We start from the raw sequence: 16292 nt of genomic DNA, 5'->3' as shown, positions 1-16292 counted from the left end.
GGGCACCTCGAAATACTCGTGATTCGTCGTTCTCGCGAAAGCGGGAAACCAGATAAATCAGGGCGCTGGATTCCCGCCTACGCGGGAATGACTGGTTTTTCGAGCTTCCCTATTCCTGGCTATCAGGCCAGCATTGAACTTGAGCAGAACGTGCGCCGCAAAATCTCGGAGCACTGAATTCAATAAACTCATGGAATTGGTTCGTGGATAAGAAACAACAAGATAACTGTTGGTTGCGTTTCATCGCGGGGCGGCGTTCGCACGCGATCTGCCCGAAAGGCAACCTTCAGTTTCTCGCCCTTCATTGTGCTGATGGTTCAGGGTATGCTACTCATCCGATATTATTTGGCTGTACGCCAAGTTAGCATTAGTTGTTTAGCTAGCCGCCCGGATTTCAATCGTTGCCATGCTCAGACTGTCATAAAAACTTCATCTATTTGTCATCAAGTGTCATTTTTTGGTCGACATAATCCAACCGCTCGTGTTTTAGAGCGCGACTGAATGCTTTTAATCAACCTGTTCGGGGGATATTCCTGATGAAATTCAACAAGAAACTGATTGCCGGTGCGATTCTCGCTGCAACTGCTTCATTCACTCTTTCTGCTCAAGCCGAAGGCGTGGACAAGATCACTGGTGCGGGTTCATCATTCGCCTACCCAATCATTTCAAAATGGGCTTCTGAGTACAAAACTGAGAAGGGCGTAGAGGTGAACTACCAGTCGGTTGGTTCCGGTGCTGGTATCAAACAGATTATTGCCAAGACGGTTGATTTTGGTGCGTCTGATGACCCCATGACCGTTGCCGATTTGGAAAAGAATGGTCTCACCCAGTGGCCATTGATCATGGGCGGCATCGTTCCTGTTGCTAACATCCCCGGCATCAAACCAGGTGAATTGGTTGTGTCTGGTCCGGTCTTTGCCGACATCATGATGGGCAAAATCACCAAGTGGAACGATCCGGCTCTTGAGAAACTGAATCCAGGCAAGAAATTGCCGAACTTGCAGATTACCGTTGTTCACCGTTCTGATGCCTCCGGCACCACCGCCATTTTCACTAACTACCTGAGCAAAGTCAGCCCAGAGTGGAAAGAGAAAGTCGGTGAAGGCAAAACAGTCAACTGGCTGTCCAAAGGCAACCTGGGCGGTAAAGGCAACGAAGGTGTTGCTTCTTACACCGACCGTATCAAAGGTGCAATCGGTTATGTCGAGTATGCCTACGCGCTGCAAAACAAGCTGCCCTACATGGATATGATCAACAGTGCCGGCAAGCGTGTTGCTCCGACCATGGAAAACTTCGGTGCCGCTGCCGCGAATGCCGACTGGAGCGCAGCGCCTGCCTTCCGTGTTGTGCTGACTGATCAGCCAGGTGACGCCAGCTGGCCAATCACTGGTTCAACCTTTGCGATTGTGCATACCAATCCTGAGAACCCAGGTAACGTGAAAGCGGTTCTTGATTTCTTCAAGTGGAGCATGGCACATGGTCAAAAAGCAGCTGAAGAACTGCATTACATTCCGATTCCTGCCAGCGTTGCCAAGCTGATCGAAGCTTCTTGGTCAGAGAACATTAAACTCAAATAATCAATAGATTGCTTTGAGGGGGTGGGCTGTAGCTCACCCTTTTTATTCAAAAGGCTTACCTTTGTTTTCATTCTGGTGTTTGATAACAAACGTAAACCATCACAAAAGACAGGTTGGGCTTCATGTCAACAACTGAAAAAGACCTCAATACGCATTTGCATACACAAAGTGCAGGTGTGATCTGGGACAAGGTGTTCAAGGGTACGGCCTTTGCTTTTGCGGCGTTGGTTCTGATTGTCATGTTGGCGATCATGGTCATGTTGTTTAAAGAGGCTTGGCCTACCTTTGCCCATTTCGGATTCAGTTTCTTTTATACCTCCGAGTGGGATGTCGTTAACGACAAATACGGTGCCTTGGTCCCGATTGTCGGTACGCTGGTGACCTCGCTGATCGCCGTTTTGATCGGTGTGCCGGTCAGTTTCGGAATTGCTATCTTCATCAGCCTGATGGCCCCGAGTTGGCTTAAGCGGCCCGTTGGCATTGCCATTGAGTTGTTGGCGGCGGTGCCGTCAATCATCTACGGGATGTGGGGGCTGTTTTATTTTGCCCCGTGGTTTTCCAATACCATCCAACCCTTTATGACCGACACTCTTGGCGGCGTGCCCCTTATCGGTCAGTTTTTTCAGGGGCCACCCATCGGTGTGAGTATCTTCACAGCCGGTTTTGTCCTGGCCATCATGATCATCCCCTTCATTGCGTCGATCATGCGTGACATGTTCGATGTCGTGCCTACGGCTTTAAAGGAATCTGCCTATGCCATGGGTTCCACGACCTGGGAAGTAGTCTGGAAAGTCATCCTGCCCTACACAAAAGCGGGGGTGATCGGTGGCGTCATGTTAGGGCTCGGCCGCGCCATGGGCGAGACCATGGCCGTCGCGTTCGTGGTGGGTAACTCGCTTGAGTTGAATACCGGCCTGTTTTACCCCGGTGCAACCATCGCGTCGACAATGGCTAACGAGTTCAACGAAGCCAGTGGCTTGCACATGTCATCCCTGATTGCACTGGGCTTCATGCTGTTTGTGATTACATTCCTGGTGCTTTCGCTGGCAAAATGGTTCCTGCTTCGACTTGAAAAGTCTCAGCAGGGTGATGAAACCTAAGAGTAACGTATCGTCATGATTTCCAAATTCAAAAAAAGAAAACTGATCAACTACTTCAATCTGACGGCCTCGATTTTGGTTACGGCTTTCGGGTTGGTCATGCTGGCTTGGATTCTGACCGTTCTATTCGGCAAGGGTTTTCAGTACATCAATTGGGCCGTGTTCACACAAATGACGCCACCACCCGGTGCCTCGGGCGGCTTGATTAATGCCATTGTCGGCACCCTGTTGATCACCTTTTTTGCCGTGCTCATTGGGACACCCATTGGATTGATGGCTGGTACCTATCTGGCGGAATTTGGTGGTAAAGGGCGTTTTTCCAGTGTGGTGCGCTTCATCAACGACGTGTTGCTGTCTGCGCCTTCCATCGTGGTCGGTGTGTTTGTCTATGCCATTCTTGTCAAACCGCAAGGGCACTTTTCTGGGTGGGCCGGGGCCGTTGCTTTGTCCATACTCGTGATCCCGGTCGTGCTGCGTACCACAGAAGACATGCTCAAACTGGTCCCGGTGCAGATGCGTGAGGCGGCTGCTGCCCTGGGTGCCCCGCGTTATAAGGTCACCATTGATATCGTGTACAAGGCGGCCCTGAGCGGTATGTTCACCGGCCTGTTGCTGGCGACCGCGCGCATCATGGGTGAAACAGCCCCCTTGCTGTTTACCGGCCTGAATAACCAGTTCTGGTCGTTGGATATGAATCAACCTATGGCGAATATGCCGGTTGTCATCTACCAATATGCACTCAGCCCCTACGAAGATTGGCAAAATCTGGCTTGGGCTGCCGCACTACTGATTACGATCAGCGTACTGGTTATGAACATCATCGCCCGTTACTCCCTAAAACAACCCAGTTCGCGATAACATTCGTCTAAATTTTTCAAAGAGATCATTTCATGACAACTCAAACCATGACCGATCAGACTCAGCCGGAAAATTCCAGCGTGAGCTTTAAAATGGCCAATGCGTTAAAGCAGACGGAAGAACGGACGAAGTTGCTCGAAAAAAAGGACAGCGTCCGCCTTGTGGATTCCCCGAGGCTTGATATCCGGGATCTTTCATTCTTTTATGGCAAGTTCAAAGCGCTGCATAACATCAACATGCAGATCCCGGATAAGCAGGTAACGGCATTCATTGGTCCGTCAGGTTGTGGTAAATCAACTCTGCTACGCATCTTCAACCGGATTTTCGATCTCTATCCCGGCCAGCGCACAGAAGGCCAGATTCTGCTCGACAGCAGCGACATCCTCAGTCCAAAAGTGGATGTGAATATGTTGCGCGCAAAGATCGGCATGGTCTTCCAGAAACCAACCCCATTCCCGATGTCCATTTACGACAACGTGGCGTTCGGCGTTCGGCTCTATGAGAATTTGTCCAAATCGGAACTGGACGAGCGGATTGAGTGGGCGCTTCAACGTGCCGCCCTGTGGACAGAAGTTAAAGATAAACTCAATCAGTCTGGCGCGGCGCTCTCGGGTGGTCAGCAGCAGCGCTTGTGTATTGCCCGTGGCATTGCTGTGAAACCGGAAGTACTGCTTCTGGATGAACCGACATCCGCTCTGGACCCTATATCCACCACTAAAATCGAAGAATTGGTACATGAGCTGAAGTCCGACTTCACCATCGCGATCGTCACGCATAACATGCAACAAGCGGCGCGTGTCTCTGATTACACCGCATTCATGTACCTAGGCAAGCTGGTCGAATACGATCACACAGACATCATCTTCACTAACCCAGGAAGAAAAGAAACCGAGGATTACATCACTGGCCGGTTTGGTTGATCATTCTTCTCAAATAAAAAGCCCGCATCTTTGCGGGTTTTTTTCTGATTTTGAAAACGGAATATTGCTACTTTGTGTTGACAGTTCAACTCTCCGTCATTGACGCGTGCAACTAGAATGCTAGTATCATAATTGTCTGATACAACGAAATGGCGATGGAGTTCGCCGTAACCGCCCCCACTTCTGGTGGCTGATGACTCCTGAAGGCGCCGCGACTGCGGTCTTTTAGGTATTTGGCGGGGAATATCAAGGATGCAGAGCTACCTCGTTTGGCAGCAAATCGCTCAAGTGGCCATGATTGTGCTGCTTTCCCCTCTGTTGCACGGCTTTATCACCACGGTGGAAGAAAAGGTCAAGCGCGGGCAGGGGCCGAGCATCTTTCAACCGTATCGTGATCTCTTCAAATGGTTCCGCAAGGAACTGATTATCCCTGAAACCGCTTCCTGGATTTTTTGGCTGGCTCCGGTCGTGGCGTTTACCGCCATGTTGACTGTGCCCTTGCTGATTCCCGTACTCACAAATTATCCGCTGCCGCTCTCCGACATGGGTGATATTTTGGGTGGCGGTCTGATTCTCACGCTCGGCGGCTTTGCTATTTTGCTGGCAGGGTTGGATAGCGGCCATCCCTACGGGGGGCTGGGTTCCAGCCGCGAATCAATGCTGACTATTCTGGCCGAGCCGACGCTGATCATGGTGTTGGTGGGTATTTCCCTGCTCGCTCAATCCATGCTGCCGTTTGAGGTCAATCATCTGCTGGTACACGATCCAGCGGTGTATTGGAGCCCATCGCATCTGTTTTTGGTGGCGGCATTTTTCATCTTGCTAACGGTCGAAACCGAGCGACTGCCCATTCATTCCTCCATCCATTATGAAATCTACATGATCGGCGAGGCGCGCATTCTCGAATATTCCGGCCCGCTGCTGGCGCTCATCAAATGGTCGTCTTGGATGAAGCAGGCCATTTTGTACACCATTTTTCTGAATGTTTTGACTCTGCCTTGGGGGCTTTCCGAGTTGGGCACCACGCTCGGCATCGCTGGGGCCGTCATCGCGCTGCTGGCCAAATGGGCGCTACTGGGGCTGTTGATGGTCGGCGTGGAAACAATGCAGGCACGGCTGCGGTTTTATCGTTATCAGGAGCCCTTGGCCTTGTCTTTTTTGATGGCGGTGTTGGCCGTTGTCGCCCACCAGATGTGAGGAGCGGATTGCGATGCTGATTTTTCATTTAGACCCGCTGGCCAGTTCGATTTTCAGTTTTCTGGTTATTGTCGCCTTGATTCTGGCATTTGTGATGTTGGGCTCGCACTGGATTCGTAATCATGTGTATGCGTTCGCTGCCGAATCCTGGGTGATCGCGGCGTTGTCGGCGGCCATCGGGTTTTACGGGCATTATCCAGAATTGTTCATTATCGCCGCCTTGACTGCCCTGTTGCGTGGCACGGTTTTGCCTATTTTACTACTGCGCATTATTCGGGATTTGAAACTCAATCGGGAATTCACGCCCTTGCTGCAGCCTTCAAGCAGCTTGCTTGTCGGTGGGCTTTTGGTGGTGTTTTCCTACGCCTTGGCGCACAAGATCGGCCTGCGGCTGGATTTGGTGAACAGCATTGCCGTGCTGGCGCTCACCACTATGTTCGGCATGAAGCTGATCGGGTTTTTGATGCTGGTGTTACGCACGGAGGCGGTCAGTTCCATCCTCGGTTTACTGGTGATCGAAAACGGAATTTTCCTTGGCTCGCAGATTCTGGTGCCGGGGATGCCGCTTTTGCTGGAAATGGTGATCCTGTTTGACTTGTTGATCATCGTTTCCACCTTCGGCTTGCTGATTCGTTATCTGCACCGTGAAATCGGCACGACCAGCAGCCGCGATCTCACGCGCTTGGTGGGTTGATGATGATTTTTAATGCCTTGTTTGCAATTTGGGCTGTCGTCGGTTTTGCGGTGATTTTCTGTTGGCTGGTGCCCAGCGCGCGCTGGGCAGAACGCGTCAATTTAGCCGCTGCCGTGATCAGCTTCTTGCTGGTGATTTATCTGCTGTGGGCCACGCCCGTCAAAGGGGTTACCTCGGTAAATAATTATCTGCTGCTCGATGGCTTTGGCGTGTGGGTGCTGTTTTGCCTGGCCATCGTCTACCTGCTCGCTTCGGTGTACGCCATCGGGTATATGCGCTGGATGCACGATGAGGCCAAACGACTGCATCGGTTCTACAGCCTGTTTGCTGCCTTTGCCTTGACGATGTTTCTCGCGCCGGTGCAAAACAATCCCGGTTTGTATTGGATTGCGATTGATCTGACCACGATTGTCAGTGCCTTTTTGGTGGGTTTTCAGCGTGCGCCGCAGAGCATCGAGGCGGCCTGGAAATATATCGTGATCGTCTCGGCAGGCTTGGGGCTGGCTTTGCTCGGCACCGTGTTGTTTTATTGGGGCGGTACGTTCGTGCTCGGCCCCGTGTACGCGATGACCTGGGCTAATTTTGCCGCCATCACGCCCAAAACCGACAGCGTGCTGCTGATGTTGTCTTTTTTGCTGGTGCTGGTGGGTTATGGCACCAAGGTGGGGTTGGCGCCCATGCACACCTGGCTGCCCGATGCGCATAGCGAAGGCCCCGCGCCCGTGTCGGCTATGCTTTCGGGGGCGTTGCTCAACTGCGCCATGCTGGGCATCGTGCGTTATCTTCATGCCCTGGTGGGCACTGATGTGGCCGAAACCGCGCATACCGCGCTGGTCGTGTTCGGTGCCGTTTCCTTGTTGGTGGCCGCCTTGTTCATCACGCGGCAAACCATCATCAAGCGGCTGGCCGCCTATTCGAGCGTCGAGCACATGGCCGTGATTGCCTTGGGCTTTGGCTTCGGCGGCCCGCTCGGCATCATCGGCGCGTTGTATCACATGCTCAATCACTCGCTGGCCAAGTCGTTGGTGTTTTTCGGCGCGGGCAACATGATGCATGCCTACGGCAGCAAGCGCATCGATGCCGTGCGGCGCGTACTCGATTATTACCCGAAAAGCGGTGCGCTGTGGCTGGCCGGTGCGGTGGCGATTACCGGCGCGCCGCCGTTTGGCCTGTTTTTATCGGAACTGAGCGTACTGCGTGGCGGCATGGCCGGGCAAAATGCTTGGGCGGTATGGGTAATGGCCGTGCTGCTGATCGTGATTTTCATCGGCTTTCTGAATCATTTTCGCGCGATGTATTTTGCTGATCGCCCACCCGAGCACCGCCCGCACCTGCAGTTGAGTGCATGGCATGTCGCGCCCATGGCCGTGGCCTTGCTGGGCGTCTTGGCCTTGGGCTTATGGTGGTTGCCCATGATTTGGCAGCATTTGGATGCCATCGCGCAGCACTTGGGAGGGCCGCTTCATGCCGCATCCTGAATCGTCCACTGAACGGCCCATTGAACTACTTTTCGAAACGCAAACCTTAAGGCCCGATAAATTGCTTGAGGCCGCGCAAAGCCTGCTCGATGACCTTGGCGACACACCCAGTGCCCACGGACGAATACAATGCGCCTACGCCCTGCGGGATGCCGAGGGCAAGTTTTCGGTGCGTTACATCATCAGCCAAGGCGCCAATCAACCTTGGGGGATCTGGTCGGTCGATGCCTCATCGGGAACATTGCCCAGTTTGGCTAATGTGCTCCCCTTGCTCGGCTGGTATGAGCGCGAAATCCAGGATTTATACGGCATCACATTCACGGATCATCCCGAGCCGTATCCGTTGATCCTGCACGAAGGGTTTATTCCGGCCAAACCGCCGTTGCAAACGGGTTTTGATCCGAAGGCAGAGCCCATTCGCGGTCAGGCGGAGCCATTCGCCGAAGCGAATATGGTCGGTGACGATATTCAGCGTTTACCCTTCGGGCCAATCCGGGCGGATGTGGTGGAATCGGCCCAATTCGTTTTTCATTACATCGGTGAGGGCATCCTGCATTATCACCCGCGTTTGTTCTACAAACACCGCGCGATGGAAGCGCGTTTTGAAGGTGTGCCGATCAGTGCAGCCTGTGTGCTGGCCGAGCGCGTTTCGGGCGTGGATTCGGTCGCCCATGTGCTGGCCTTCTCGCAGGCGATGGAGGCGGCTTTAGGCTGGCAGGCACCGCTGCGGGCGCAAGCTTGGCGTGTGGTTTTAGCCGAATTGGAGCGGCTGTACAACCATTTGCAATTTTTCGGCCATCTGGCGAAAACCACCACACTTAAAGTCGCCGAAGCCGAAGGCATCTGGCTAGAAGAGCAGGTCAAGCAGATCAATGGACGTTTGACGGGCAGCCGATTCTTGCGCGGCGTGATCGTGCCCGGCGGATTGCGGCGCGATCTTGATGCCACCGCATTGATCGCTGATCTGAATGCGCTGCAACCGCAGATTGAGGACTATCTCGATACCCTCGCCAATACACGCAGTTATCTTGACCGCTTGCTCACCACCGGCGTATTACCGCGTCAGGTGGCCTTCGATCAGGGCGCAACGGGGCCGATCGAACGCGCCAGCGATCTCGACCGCGATTTGCGTCGCGACCACGGCTACGCGCTGTATCCCGAGCTTCAATTTGCCGTGCCCACCGCGACCGAAGGCGATGCCGATGCACGTGCCCGCGTCCGCGATCAAGAGATTCGTCAATCTTTACATCTTATCCGCCAAGCGCTGAACAAACTCGAACCCGGCCCGATTTGCCGCACCGAATCGACCATCGATCCGCCCATGGAAGGCATGGGTTTGGGCTGGGCCGAAGCCGTGCGTGGCGGTTTGATTTATGCCGTGCATTGGGATGCAAAAACCGAGCGGTTGACCCGCGTGAAAATCAAAGAACCCTCGTTTTCCAACTGGCGCGTGTTTCCGTTCACGGTGAACGATAGCAACATGATGGATTACGCAATCAACGAAGCGAGTTTCGGCCTCAGCGTGGCTGGGGCGGATCGCTAAGGAGGCAATGACCATGCCCTTGTGGACTTGGTTTGGTTTGAAAAAAGGCCGTGCAACCACCGGTTGGCCCGAATCCGCCGGTTCGGATGGCCAAGAGGGCGTGCTCGGCTTGCCCAAATTAAATGCTGATCAGTGCAGCGAAGGCGCCCAAGGCTGCACGAAGTGCGTGACCAGTTGCCCGTCTGAGGCGATTACCTTGAATGTTACCGAGGATCAAGAGCCACACATCGATTTGGATTATGCCCGCTGCGTCGGTTGTCAACTGTGTACCGAAACTTGCCCGAGCGGTGCATTCAGCCCGTCTAACGATTGGGCGTTCGCGGTGCGTGATCGCGCCGATTTGTCGCGCTTGGCTCGGCCTGCGACGCCTGATAAAAAACTCGAAGAAAAATGGCAAAAATCATTGGCCGGTTTTGGCCGTAGTTTGCATATCCGTCATGTGGATGCCGGTTCCTGCAATGGCTGCGAGAGTGAGATTTCGGCCTTGCTGAACCCGTTTTACAATCTGCATCGTTTGGGGGTTTTCTTCACACCATCGCCGCGTTTTGCCGACTTGTTGCTCGTCACCGGCCCGGTTACCGAAGTGATGCGTGAGCCGTTGCTGCGCACCTTTGAAGCCATGCCCGAACCGCGTTGGGTAATGGCGCTCGGCACCTGCGCGACGGGTGGCGGCACGAACGGCGGCGGTTACGCCTGCCATCAGGGTCTGGACGGCATTTTGCCAGTAGATATCTGGCTGCCGGGTTGCCCGCCGAATCCAGCGGCAATTATCGAAGCGCTGTTGGTTTTGCTTGATCGCCGACCTCAGCAAGTTCATGGAGGCCGCCATGACGCCTGATTCCCTCTCGGGTTTTGCCTTTGCCTTAACCGCGCTATTGTGGCTGGCCGCAATGCTGGGTGATGTGTTCGGCGCAAAACGCGTGGCGCGCTGGGCGATCTCGCTGGGTACCTTGGTCGCTATTTTTGCTGTGCTTGAGGGTTTGATTGGCCAGTCACCAACATCGGTGTCGCTCACCTTCGGTGACTGGCCGTGGCAATTTCATCCCGATGCCGCCGGTTTGTGGTTGCTGTTGCCTGCACTGCTGCCCGCTTTTTTTGCGACGGCCACGGGGCGAACACAACACCCACGCGGCTGGGTGGCCGGAGTGGCGTTGTCCCTACTGGGTGCGTTGGGCATTTTGGGCGTGCAGGATGGCGCGAACTTGCTCATCGCCTGGGAAGCGCTCAGTCTTGGCGGGGCAATTATGTTGCTGGCCGAGCGCCAAACCGAGTCATCCGGTAACGACAACTTGTTTATGTTGGCCTTGCTTGAAGTCGGTTCGGTCGCTTTGTTGCTGGCCGTTATTCTGCTCGGCAAGCAGCTTGAGTTTTCAAGCTACGCGGCGCAATGGCAAGGTTTGGGCACCGGGTTGGGATTTGGGGTTGCCGTGCTCTGGCTGATTGGCTTTGGTGCCAAGTTAGGTTTACTGCCCTTTTACGAGTGGTATCCCAACGCCTACGGGCAGGGCAGTGGGGCGACGGGCGCGATTATGTCGGGCGCGATTTTGAACATGGCTTACTTTGCGCTCGGGCGGGCGCTGCTCGATTGGCTGGGCACACCGCCTTGGCTGGGTTCGTTCGGCATCGTTGTGCTGTTGCTCGGCGCCTTTACGGCTATTTTTGCCATTTTGTATGCGTTTCAACAAAACGATTGGCGACGCTTGCTGGCGTTTTCATCGGCCGAGAACGCCGCCGTAGCGGTCACGGCACTGGGCGCCGCGTTGATTTTTCGTGCCGGTGGCCAAGCCGAATTGGCCGAATTGGCCTGGTTGGTTGGGCTCTTGCATTTGATGGGGCACAGTCTGGCCAAAGGCAGCTTGTTTTTCGCCGCAGATGCGGTGGCCCGTGCCACCGGCAGCTATCACATTCGGCAAAGTGGCGTTTTGCGGCGCGCGCCTTTCACGCTGGGCATCGGGGTGGTTTTTGCTGGGATGAGTCTGGCCGCCTTGCCACCGACAGCGGGTTTTGTCAGCGAATGGTATTTGTTCCAGAGCCTGTTTCATGATTTCACCCTGCATGGCGACGGCCCCCGCATTGCGCTTGCGCTGGCAGGCGCGGGCATGGCGCTGACAGCGGCCATTGCCCTAGCGACGATGGTTAAAGTGCTGGGCGTGGGGTTGTTGAGCAAAGCCGATGCGCGCAGTGGCGATGCGGCGCAACTCACACTCTCGTTGGGTGCCCGCATCGCTCTGCTGGTGACAGGCTTGGCCGTGCCCGCCTTGGCGATCAGCTTGGTGTTTTGGTTGCCGCAACTCAACTACGCGATCTGGCAAACTTTTGAGCCGCCAGCCGATGCCGCCTCACTGATGGTACGCGGTTGGCTGCTGGTGCCGTTATCGGCGGATTTTGCGTTTATCTCGCCGCTGAAGCTGATGATCGTGATGCCGCTTTTGGCCTTGATCCCGCTCGCGCTGATCTGGTTGCGCCCGCGCATCAAGGTTCGGCGCGCCCCGATCTGGTGTGGTGGCGAACCGGTCCAATCGCATTCGGGGGCCACCACAGCGCTGGCGTTTTCCAATGCCATGCGGGTGTTTTACCGCTTCGTTTATCGCCCAACCAATGCGATCAATCGGCGTTTTGACGCGGATAGCAAACCTTATTTTCTCAAGACACTGGAATTCGATTATGCCCAAGCGCCTTTTTTTGGGCCCTGGCTGTTTCAACCGGCCGTTCGGCTCGTTCAGGCCCTGACACGGCGTATTTTGTTTTTACAAAACGGATTGATGAACGCTTATCTCGCTTATATCGGCATTCTGCTGCTGCTTATTTTTGCCTTTGCATTGTTCTGGACGCCTAAATGATGCGGGTAAATCGGGTGCCAGCGGTTTCAAATCCCAAGTTTGAATTCAGGGTGTTGTTCTTCCCATATTAGAATGGCTTGTTGGAACGGCTTGTTAGAATGGGGCGGCTCGAATCTGAGCGGCAACTCCACTATAATGTTCGGTTCTATTGATAACCCCACAGGTGGAGGCAACATGACTGAATACGTTTTGATTCTTGTCAGCACCGTGTTGGTTAATAATTTCGTATTGGTCAAGTTTTTGGGGCTGTGCCCGTTTTTTGGCGTATCCAAGAAAATCGAAACCGCCATCGGCATGTCGCTTGCTACCACGTTTGTGCTGACGCTCTCGGCGATTGCCAGTTACCTTACCGAAACTTTCATTCTGGAACCCTTGGGGCTCACCTATCTGCGTACGATCATGTTCATCGTGGTGATCGCGGTGGTGGTGAATTTCACCGAGATGGTGGTGCGTAAAACCAGCCCATTGCTGCATAACGTGCTCGGAATCTATCTGCCCCTGATTACCACCAACTGCGCTGTGCTCGGCGTGGCGTTGCTCAACGTGCAGCAGGCGCATAATTTTGTGGAATCGGCGCTGTATGGCTTTGGCGCCTCGATTGGTTTTTCCATGGTATTGATTCTGTTCTCGGCCCTGCGTGAGCGCATCAATGTGGCCGATGTGCCCATGGCGTTTGAAGGTGTACCGATCGCCTTGATCACCGCCGGTTTAATGGCATTGGGGTTCATGGGCTTTGCCGGCATGGTGAAAGTCTGATGTTGACGGCCATCCTTGTGGCCGCGGGCTTAGCATTGGCCTTCGGTATTGTGCTGGGCGTGGCAGCCCAGTGGTTTCATGTGGAAGGCAACCCGCTGGCGGAGAAAATCGATGCCATTTTGCCGCAAACCCAGTGCGGCCAATGCGGATTTACCGGCTGCAAGCCCTACGCCGAGGCCATTGCCAAAGGGGAGGCGGATATTAATCAATGTCCGCCCGGTGGCGAGACGACCATCAAAAATCTGGCCGATCTGTTGGGTGTGGAGCCCAAGCCGCTCAATGCCGAAAATGGCGAAGCCAAAGCCGTCCCGCTCCTTGCGGTGATTGACGAGTCGGTCTGTATTGGTTGCACCAAATGCATTCAGGCCTGCCCTGTTGATGCGATTTTGGGCGCGGCCAAGCAAATGCACACGGTTATTGCCGCCGAGTGCACGGGTTGTGAATTGTGTGTCGCACCGTGTCCGGTCGATTGTATCGACATGGTGCCGCTGGATGCTGGTTTGGCTGGCTTTCGCTTCCCCGAGCCAAAACCATTGATCACCCAGCCCACCAAATCGGCGGAATACGCGCATGTCTGAGATGGGACAGCGTCCGGTTCCCGCGCCGTTTACCTTCCATGGCGGCATTCATCCGCCTGAGAACAAGGCGCTGACCCGTGATCGCCCCATCAGGGTCATGCTTTTGCAGTCGCGTTATGTGCTGCCTTTGCATATGCACATCGGCGCAGCGGCGCGGGCGGTGGTTAAGGTCGGGGATCGTGTCGGGAAGGGACAGGTGCTGGCTCAGGCTACCGACTTCGTATCGGCGTCTGTTCACGCGCCGACATCCGGAACCATCGTGGATATTTCCCCGCAGCCCATCGCGCACCCTGGTGGATTATCCGCACCCTCCATCATCTTGGAGGCCGATGGTGACGATATCTGGGCCGAGCGCATGACGCCTTGGGTCGATTATCAGGATATCTCGCCCGCTCAATTGCGTGGGCGACTGCGTGAGGCGGGTATCGTCGGACTGGGCGGTGCGGTCTTTCCGACCGCCTCAAAAATGGCAACAGGACAAGCAGCGGTGCGTACCCTGATCCTGAACGGGGCGGAGTGCGAGCCGTACATCACCTGCGATGATCGGCTCATGCGCGAGCAACCCGCTGAAATTTTGCGTGGTGCCGCCATTGCCATGCACATGATCGGCGCGGAACGCTGCCTGATCGGTATCGAAGATAACAAACCCGAAGCCTTGGCTGCTTTGCAGTCGGCCAGCCGCTCTGATCCGCGATTTGAGGTGTATTCAGTGCCCACGCGTTACCCAGCGGGCGGCGAAAAGCAACTTATCAAGGTGTTGACCAATATCGAAGTGCCGCGCGGCCATCGGGCCATCGAATACGGCTTGCTTTGTTTGAACGTTGCGACCGTGGTTGGGATTCATCGTGCCGTCACGCTGGGTGAGCCGATGCTCGATCGCATCGTGACGGTCACAGGAGAGGGCATAGCGCAGCCCGAAAACCTGCAAGTACGCATCGGCACGCTGATGAGTGATGTGGTGGCCGAAGCGGGCGGTTATCGATCCGAGGTCGACCGGCTGATCATGGGAGGCCCGATGATGGGCTTTGCATTGCATGGAGATGAGGTGCCCGTGGTCAAGGCCACCAACTGTTTGTTGGCCTTGCGGCCACAAGATCGACCCGCCGAACCCGCGCCGCAGCCTTGCATCCGTTGCAGTCTCTGCGCTGAAGCCTGTCCCGCCGACTTGTTGCCGCAGCAGTTATATTGGTACGCCCGCGCCAAGCAGTTTGATCGCGTGGTTGAATACCATCTCTTTGATTGCATCGAATGTGGCGTGTGCAGTGCGGTTTGCCCATCTCACCTGCCGCTGGTCGATTATTATCGCTATGCGAAAACCGAAGTCTGGGCGCGGGAGCGGGAGAAATCCAAGGCGAGTCAGGCGCGTGAGCGTTTCGAGTTCCGCAACGAGCGACTGGAACGAATCAAGGCGGAGCGTGAAGCCGCTCTGAACAAGAAACGTCAGGCGTTAGCAGCCAAAACCGCAGCCGCTACCGACGATGCCAGCGCAGCGCCAACTGCCTCGGATGCGTTTGGTACGCACAAGCCCGCCCCGCACGGCGCCGAGGCACCCGCCAGTAAGGATGCCGCTGTCGAAGCCGCACGGGCGCGGGCCAAAGCGCGACGCGAAGCCTTGGACGCTGATCGGGCCGCAGCGAATGAACAACCTCAGGTTCGGTCACAACAAGAATCGATTTCCGAGAGCGATCCACCATGAAATTTTCTCCACAAACCGCGCCGTTGCCCGAGGTGTCCAATAGCGTCCGCCGCGTCATGCTGACCGTGTTGCTGGCGATGTTGCCGGGTACCGCTGTCGCGATTGCCCTGTTGGGATGGGGAGTGTTGATCAACATTCTGCTTGCTGTGATCGCTGGTTTGGTGGCGGAAGCGGCGATGTTGACCCTGCGTGCTCGCCCGGTTCGCCCAGCCATCGGTGATGGATCGGTCATCGTGCTGGCTTGGATTTTGGCGCTGTGCCTCCCCAACCTGGGGCCGTGGTGGTTGCCGGTATTCGGCACCGTTTTTGCCGTGGTCGTCGCCAAGCAATTGTATGGCGGCCTGGGGTTCAACCTGTTCAATCCGGCGATGGTCGGGTACGTCGTTTTGCTGATTTCGTTTCCAGAACCCATGACGCGCTGGGGGCCGGCTATCGACAGCTCGGGCTCGGCGCTCAACTTTATGCAGTCGCTTGCCTGGTCCTTTTCTGGGGTGTTGCCCAATGGGGTGGGGTACGATGGTCTTAGCGTCGCTACGCCGCTTGATCACGCGCGGGAACAGCTTAGCACCGGTGCCACCATCCACAACGTGACGCAAAGCCTGTTCAGTGGGACTTCGTTGGCTCAGTCGTGGAATCTGTGGCTGAGTCTGGCGTTCCTTGCCGGTGGCGCTTTTCTTTTATGGCGCGGCGTCATTCGCTGGCATATTCCGGTGGCGATGATCACCGGTGTTCTTGTGATGTCCGGATTCCTGTGGTTGCTGGATTCGGCGCGCCACGCCAGCCCACTGTTTCATCTCATCACGGGGGCGACCGTGTTCGGTGCATTCTTCGTGGCAACCGATCCGGTGACGGCTTCGACGACACCACGCGGCCGCCTGATTTTCGGCTTCGGTATCGGCGTGTTGACCGTGCTGATTCGCAGCTTCGGCAGTTATCCGGATGGCGTTGCCTTTGCCGTTTTGCTGATGAACCTGTGCGTACCGCTGATCGACTATTACAGCCAGCCCAAGGTTTTCGGCCATAAGAAGTCGGCGCCCATAAAATGAGGCCGATGG

At 55.4% G+C, this 16292-nt stretch carries 15 protein-coding genes and 1 riboswitch; all 15 genes read left to right on the top strand.

Annotated elements, in window-relative coordinates; all coding sequences use genetic code 11:
- Positions 1–18: 18 nt before the first annotated feature.
- Positions 19–177: a hypothetical protein gene (locus HNEAP_RS12720; RefSeq protein WP_155802520.1), complete on the top strand. Its 159-nt coding sequence runs from the start codon at positions 19–21 to the stop codon at positions 175–177.
- Between the two features lie 359 nt (positions 178–536).
- Positions 537–1577 carry a phosphate ABC transporter substrate-binding protein PstS gene (gene pstS / locus HNEAP_RS08940; RefSeq protein WP_012824653.1) on the top strand — a complete coding sequence of 347 codons (1041 nt, stop codon included), beginning with the start codon at positions 537–539 and terminating at the stop codon, positions 1575–1577.
- Between the two features lie 122 nt (positions 1578–1699).
- Entirely contained in the window at positions 1700–2677 is a 978-nt protein-coding gene (gene pstC / locus HNEAP_RS08935) for a phosphate ABC transporter permease subunit PstC (protein ID WP_012824652.1), read from the top strand.
- Between the two features lie 15 nt (positions 2678–2692).
- Positions 2693–3535, top strand: a complete 843-nt coding sequence (gene pstA / locus HNEAP_RS08930) for a phosphate ABC transporter permease PstA (protein WP_012824651.1) — start codon at positions 2693–2695, stop codon at positions 3533–3535.
- 32 nt (positions 3536–3567) lie between these two features.
- Complete coding sequence (gene pstB / locus HNEAP_RS08925; RefSeq protein ID WP_012824650.1) at positions 3568–4455, top strand: phosphate ABC transporter ATP-binding protein PstB; 888 nt, start codon at positions 3568–3570, stop codon at positions 4453–4455.
- Positions 4456–4597: 142 nt separating this feature from the next.
- Positions 4598–4665: riboswitch (Fluoride riboswitch) on the top strand.
- 42 nt (positions 4666–4707) lie between these two features.
- Positions 4708–5652, top strand: coding sequence for a respiratory chain complex I subunit 1 family protein (locus HNEAP_RS08920; RefSeq protein ID WP_012824649.1), 945 nt, complete (start codon positions 4708–4710; stop codon positions 5650–5652).
- A 13-nt stretch (positions 5653–5665) separates the two neighbouring features.
- Positions 5666–6346, top strand: coding sequence for a hydrogenase (locus tag HNEAP_RS08915; RefSeq protein ID WP_012824648.1), 681 nt, complete (start codon positions 5666–5668; stop codon positions 6344–6346).
- Entirely contained in the window at positions 6346–7824 is a 1479-nt protein-coding gene (locus tag HNEAP_RS08910; RefSeq protein ID WP_012824647.1) for a proton-conducting transporter transmembrane domain-containing protein, read from the top strand. The genes HNEAP_RS08915 and HNEAP_RS08910 overlap by 1 nt, the downstream gene beginning before the upstream one ends.
- Entirely contained in the window at positions 7811–9367 is a 1557-nt protein-coding gene (locus HNEAP_RS08905) for an NADH-quinone oxidoreductase subunit D (RefSeq protein WP_012824646.1), read from the top strand. The genes HNEAP_RS08910 and HNEAP_RS08905 overlap by 14 nt, the downstream gene beginning before the upstream one ends.
- 13 nt (positions 9368–9380) lie before the next feature.
- A complete protein-coding gene (gene nuoB, locus HNEAP_RS08900) occupies positions 9381–10205 on the top strand; it encodes an NADH-quinone oxidoreductase subunit B family protein (protein ID WP_012824645.1) in 825 nt (274 codons plus the stop codon).
- Positions 10195–12207, top strand: coding sequence for a proton-conducting transporter transmembrane domain-containing protein (locus tag HNEAP_RS08895; protein ID WP_012824644.1), 2013 nt, complete (start codon positions 10195–10197; stop codon positions 12205–12207). The genes nuoB and HNEAP_RS08895 overlap by 11 nt, the downstream gene beginning before the upstream one ends.
- Before the next feature lie 174 nt (positions 12208–12381).
- Positions 12382–12963: an electron transport complex subunit RsxA gene (gene rsxA, locus HNEAP_RS08890; protein ID WP_012824643.1), complete on the top strand. Its 582-nt coding sequence runs from the start codon at positions 12382–12384 to the stop codon at positions 12961–12963.
- Positions 12963–13541, top strand: coding sequence for an electron transport complex subunit RsxB (rsxB, locus tag HNEAP_RS08885; RefSeq protein ID WP_012824642.1), 579 nt, complete (start codon positions 12963–12965; stop codon positions 13539–13541). The genes rsxA and rsxB overlap by 1 nt, the downstream gene beginning before the upstream one ends.
- The gene (gene rsxC / locus HNEAP_RS08880; RefSeq protein ID WP_012824641.1) at positions 13534–15237 is read left to right on the top strand and encodes an electron transport complex subunit RsxC; all 1704 of its coding nucleotides are present in this window, start codon (positions 13534–13536) and stop codon (positions 15235–15237) included. Before rsxB ends, rsxC begins: the two co-directional genes overlap by 8 nt.
- Positions 15234–16283, top strand: coding sequence for an electron transport complex subunit RsxD (gene rsxD / locus HNEAP_RS08875; RefSeq protein WP_012824640.1), 1050 nt, complete (start codon positions 15234–15236; stop codon positions 16281–16283). The genes rsxC and rsxD overlap by 4 nt, the downstream gene beginning before the upstream one ends.
- Positions 16284–16292: the final 9 nt, after the last annotated feature.

Origin of the sequence: Halothiobacillus neapolitanus c2, assembly GCF_000024765.1 — a bacterium.
In the GTDB taxonomy this organism is placed as follows: Bacteria; Pseudomonadota; Gammaproteobacteria; order Halothiobacillales; family Halothiobacillaceae; genus Halothiobacillus; species Halothiobacillus neapolitanus.
The sequence above is the reverse complement of the archived record's forward strand: the minus strand, read 5'-3'. Positions and strand labels throughout refer to the sequence as shown.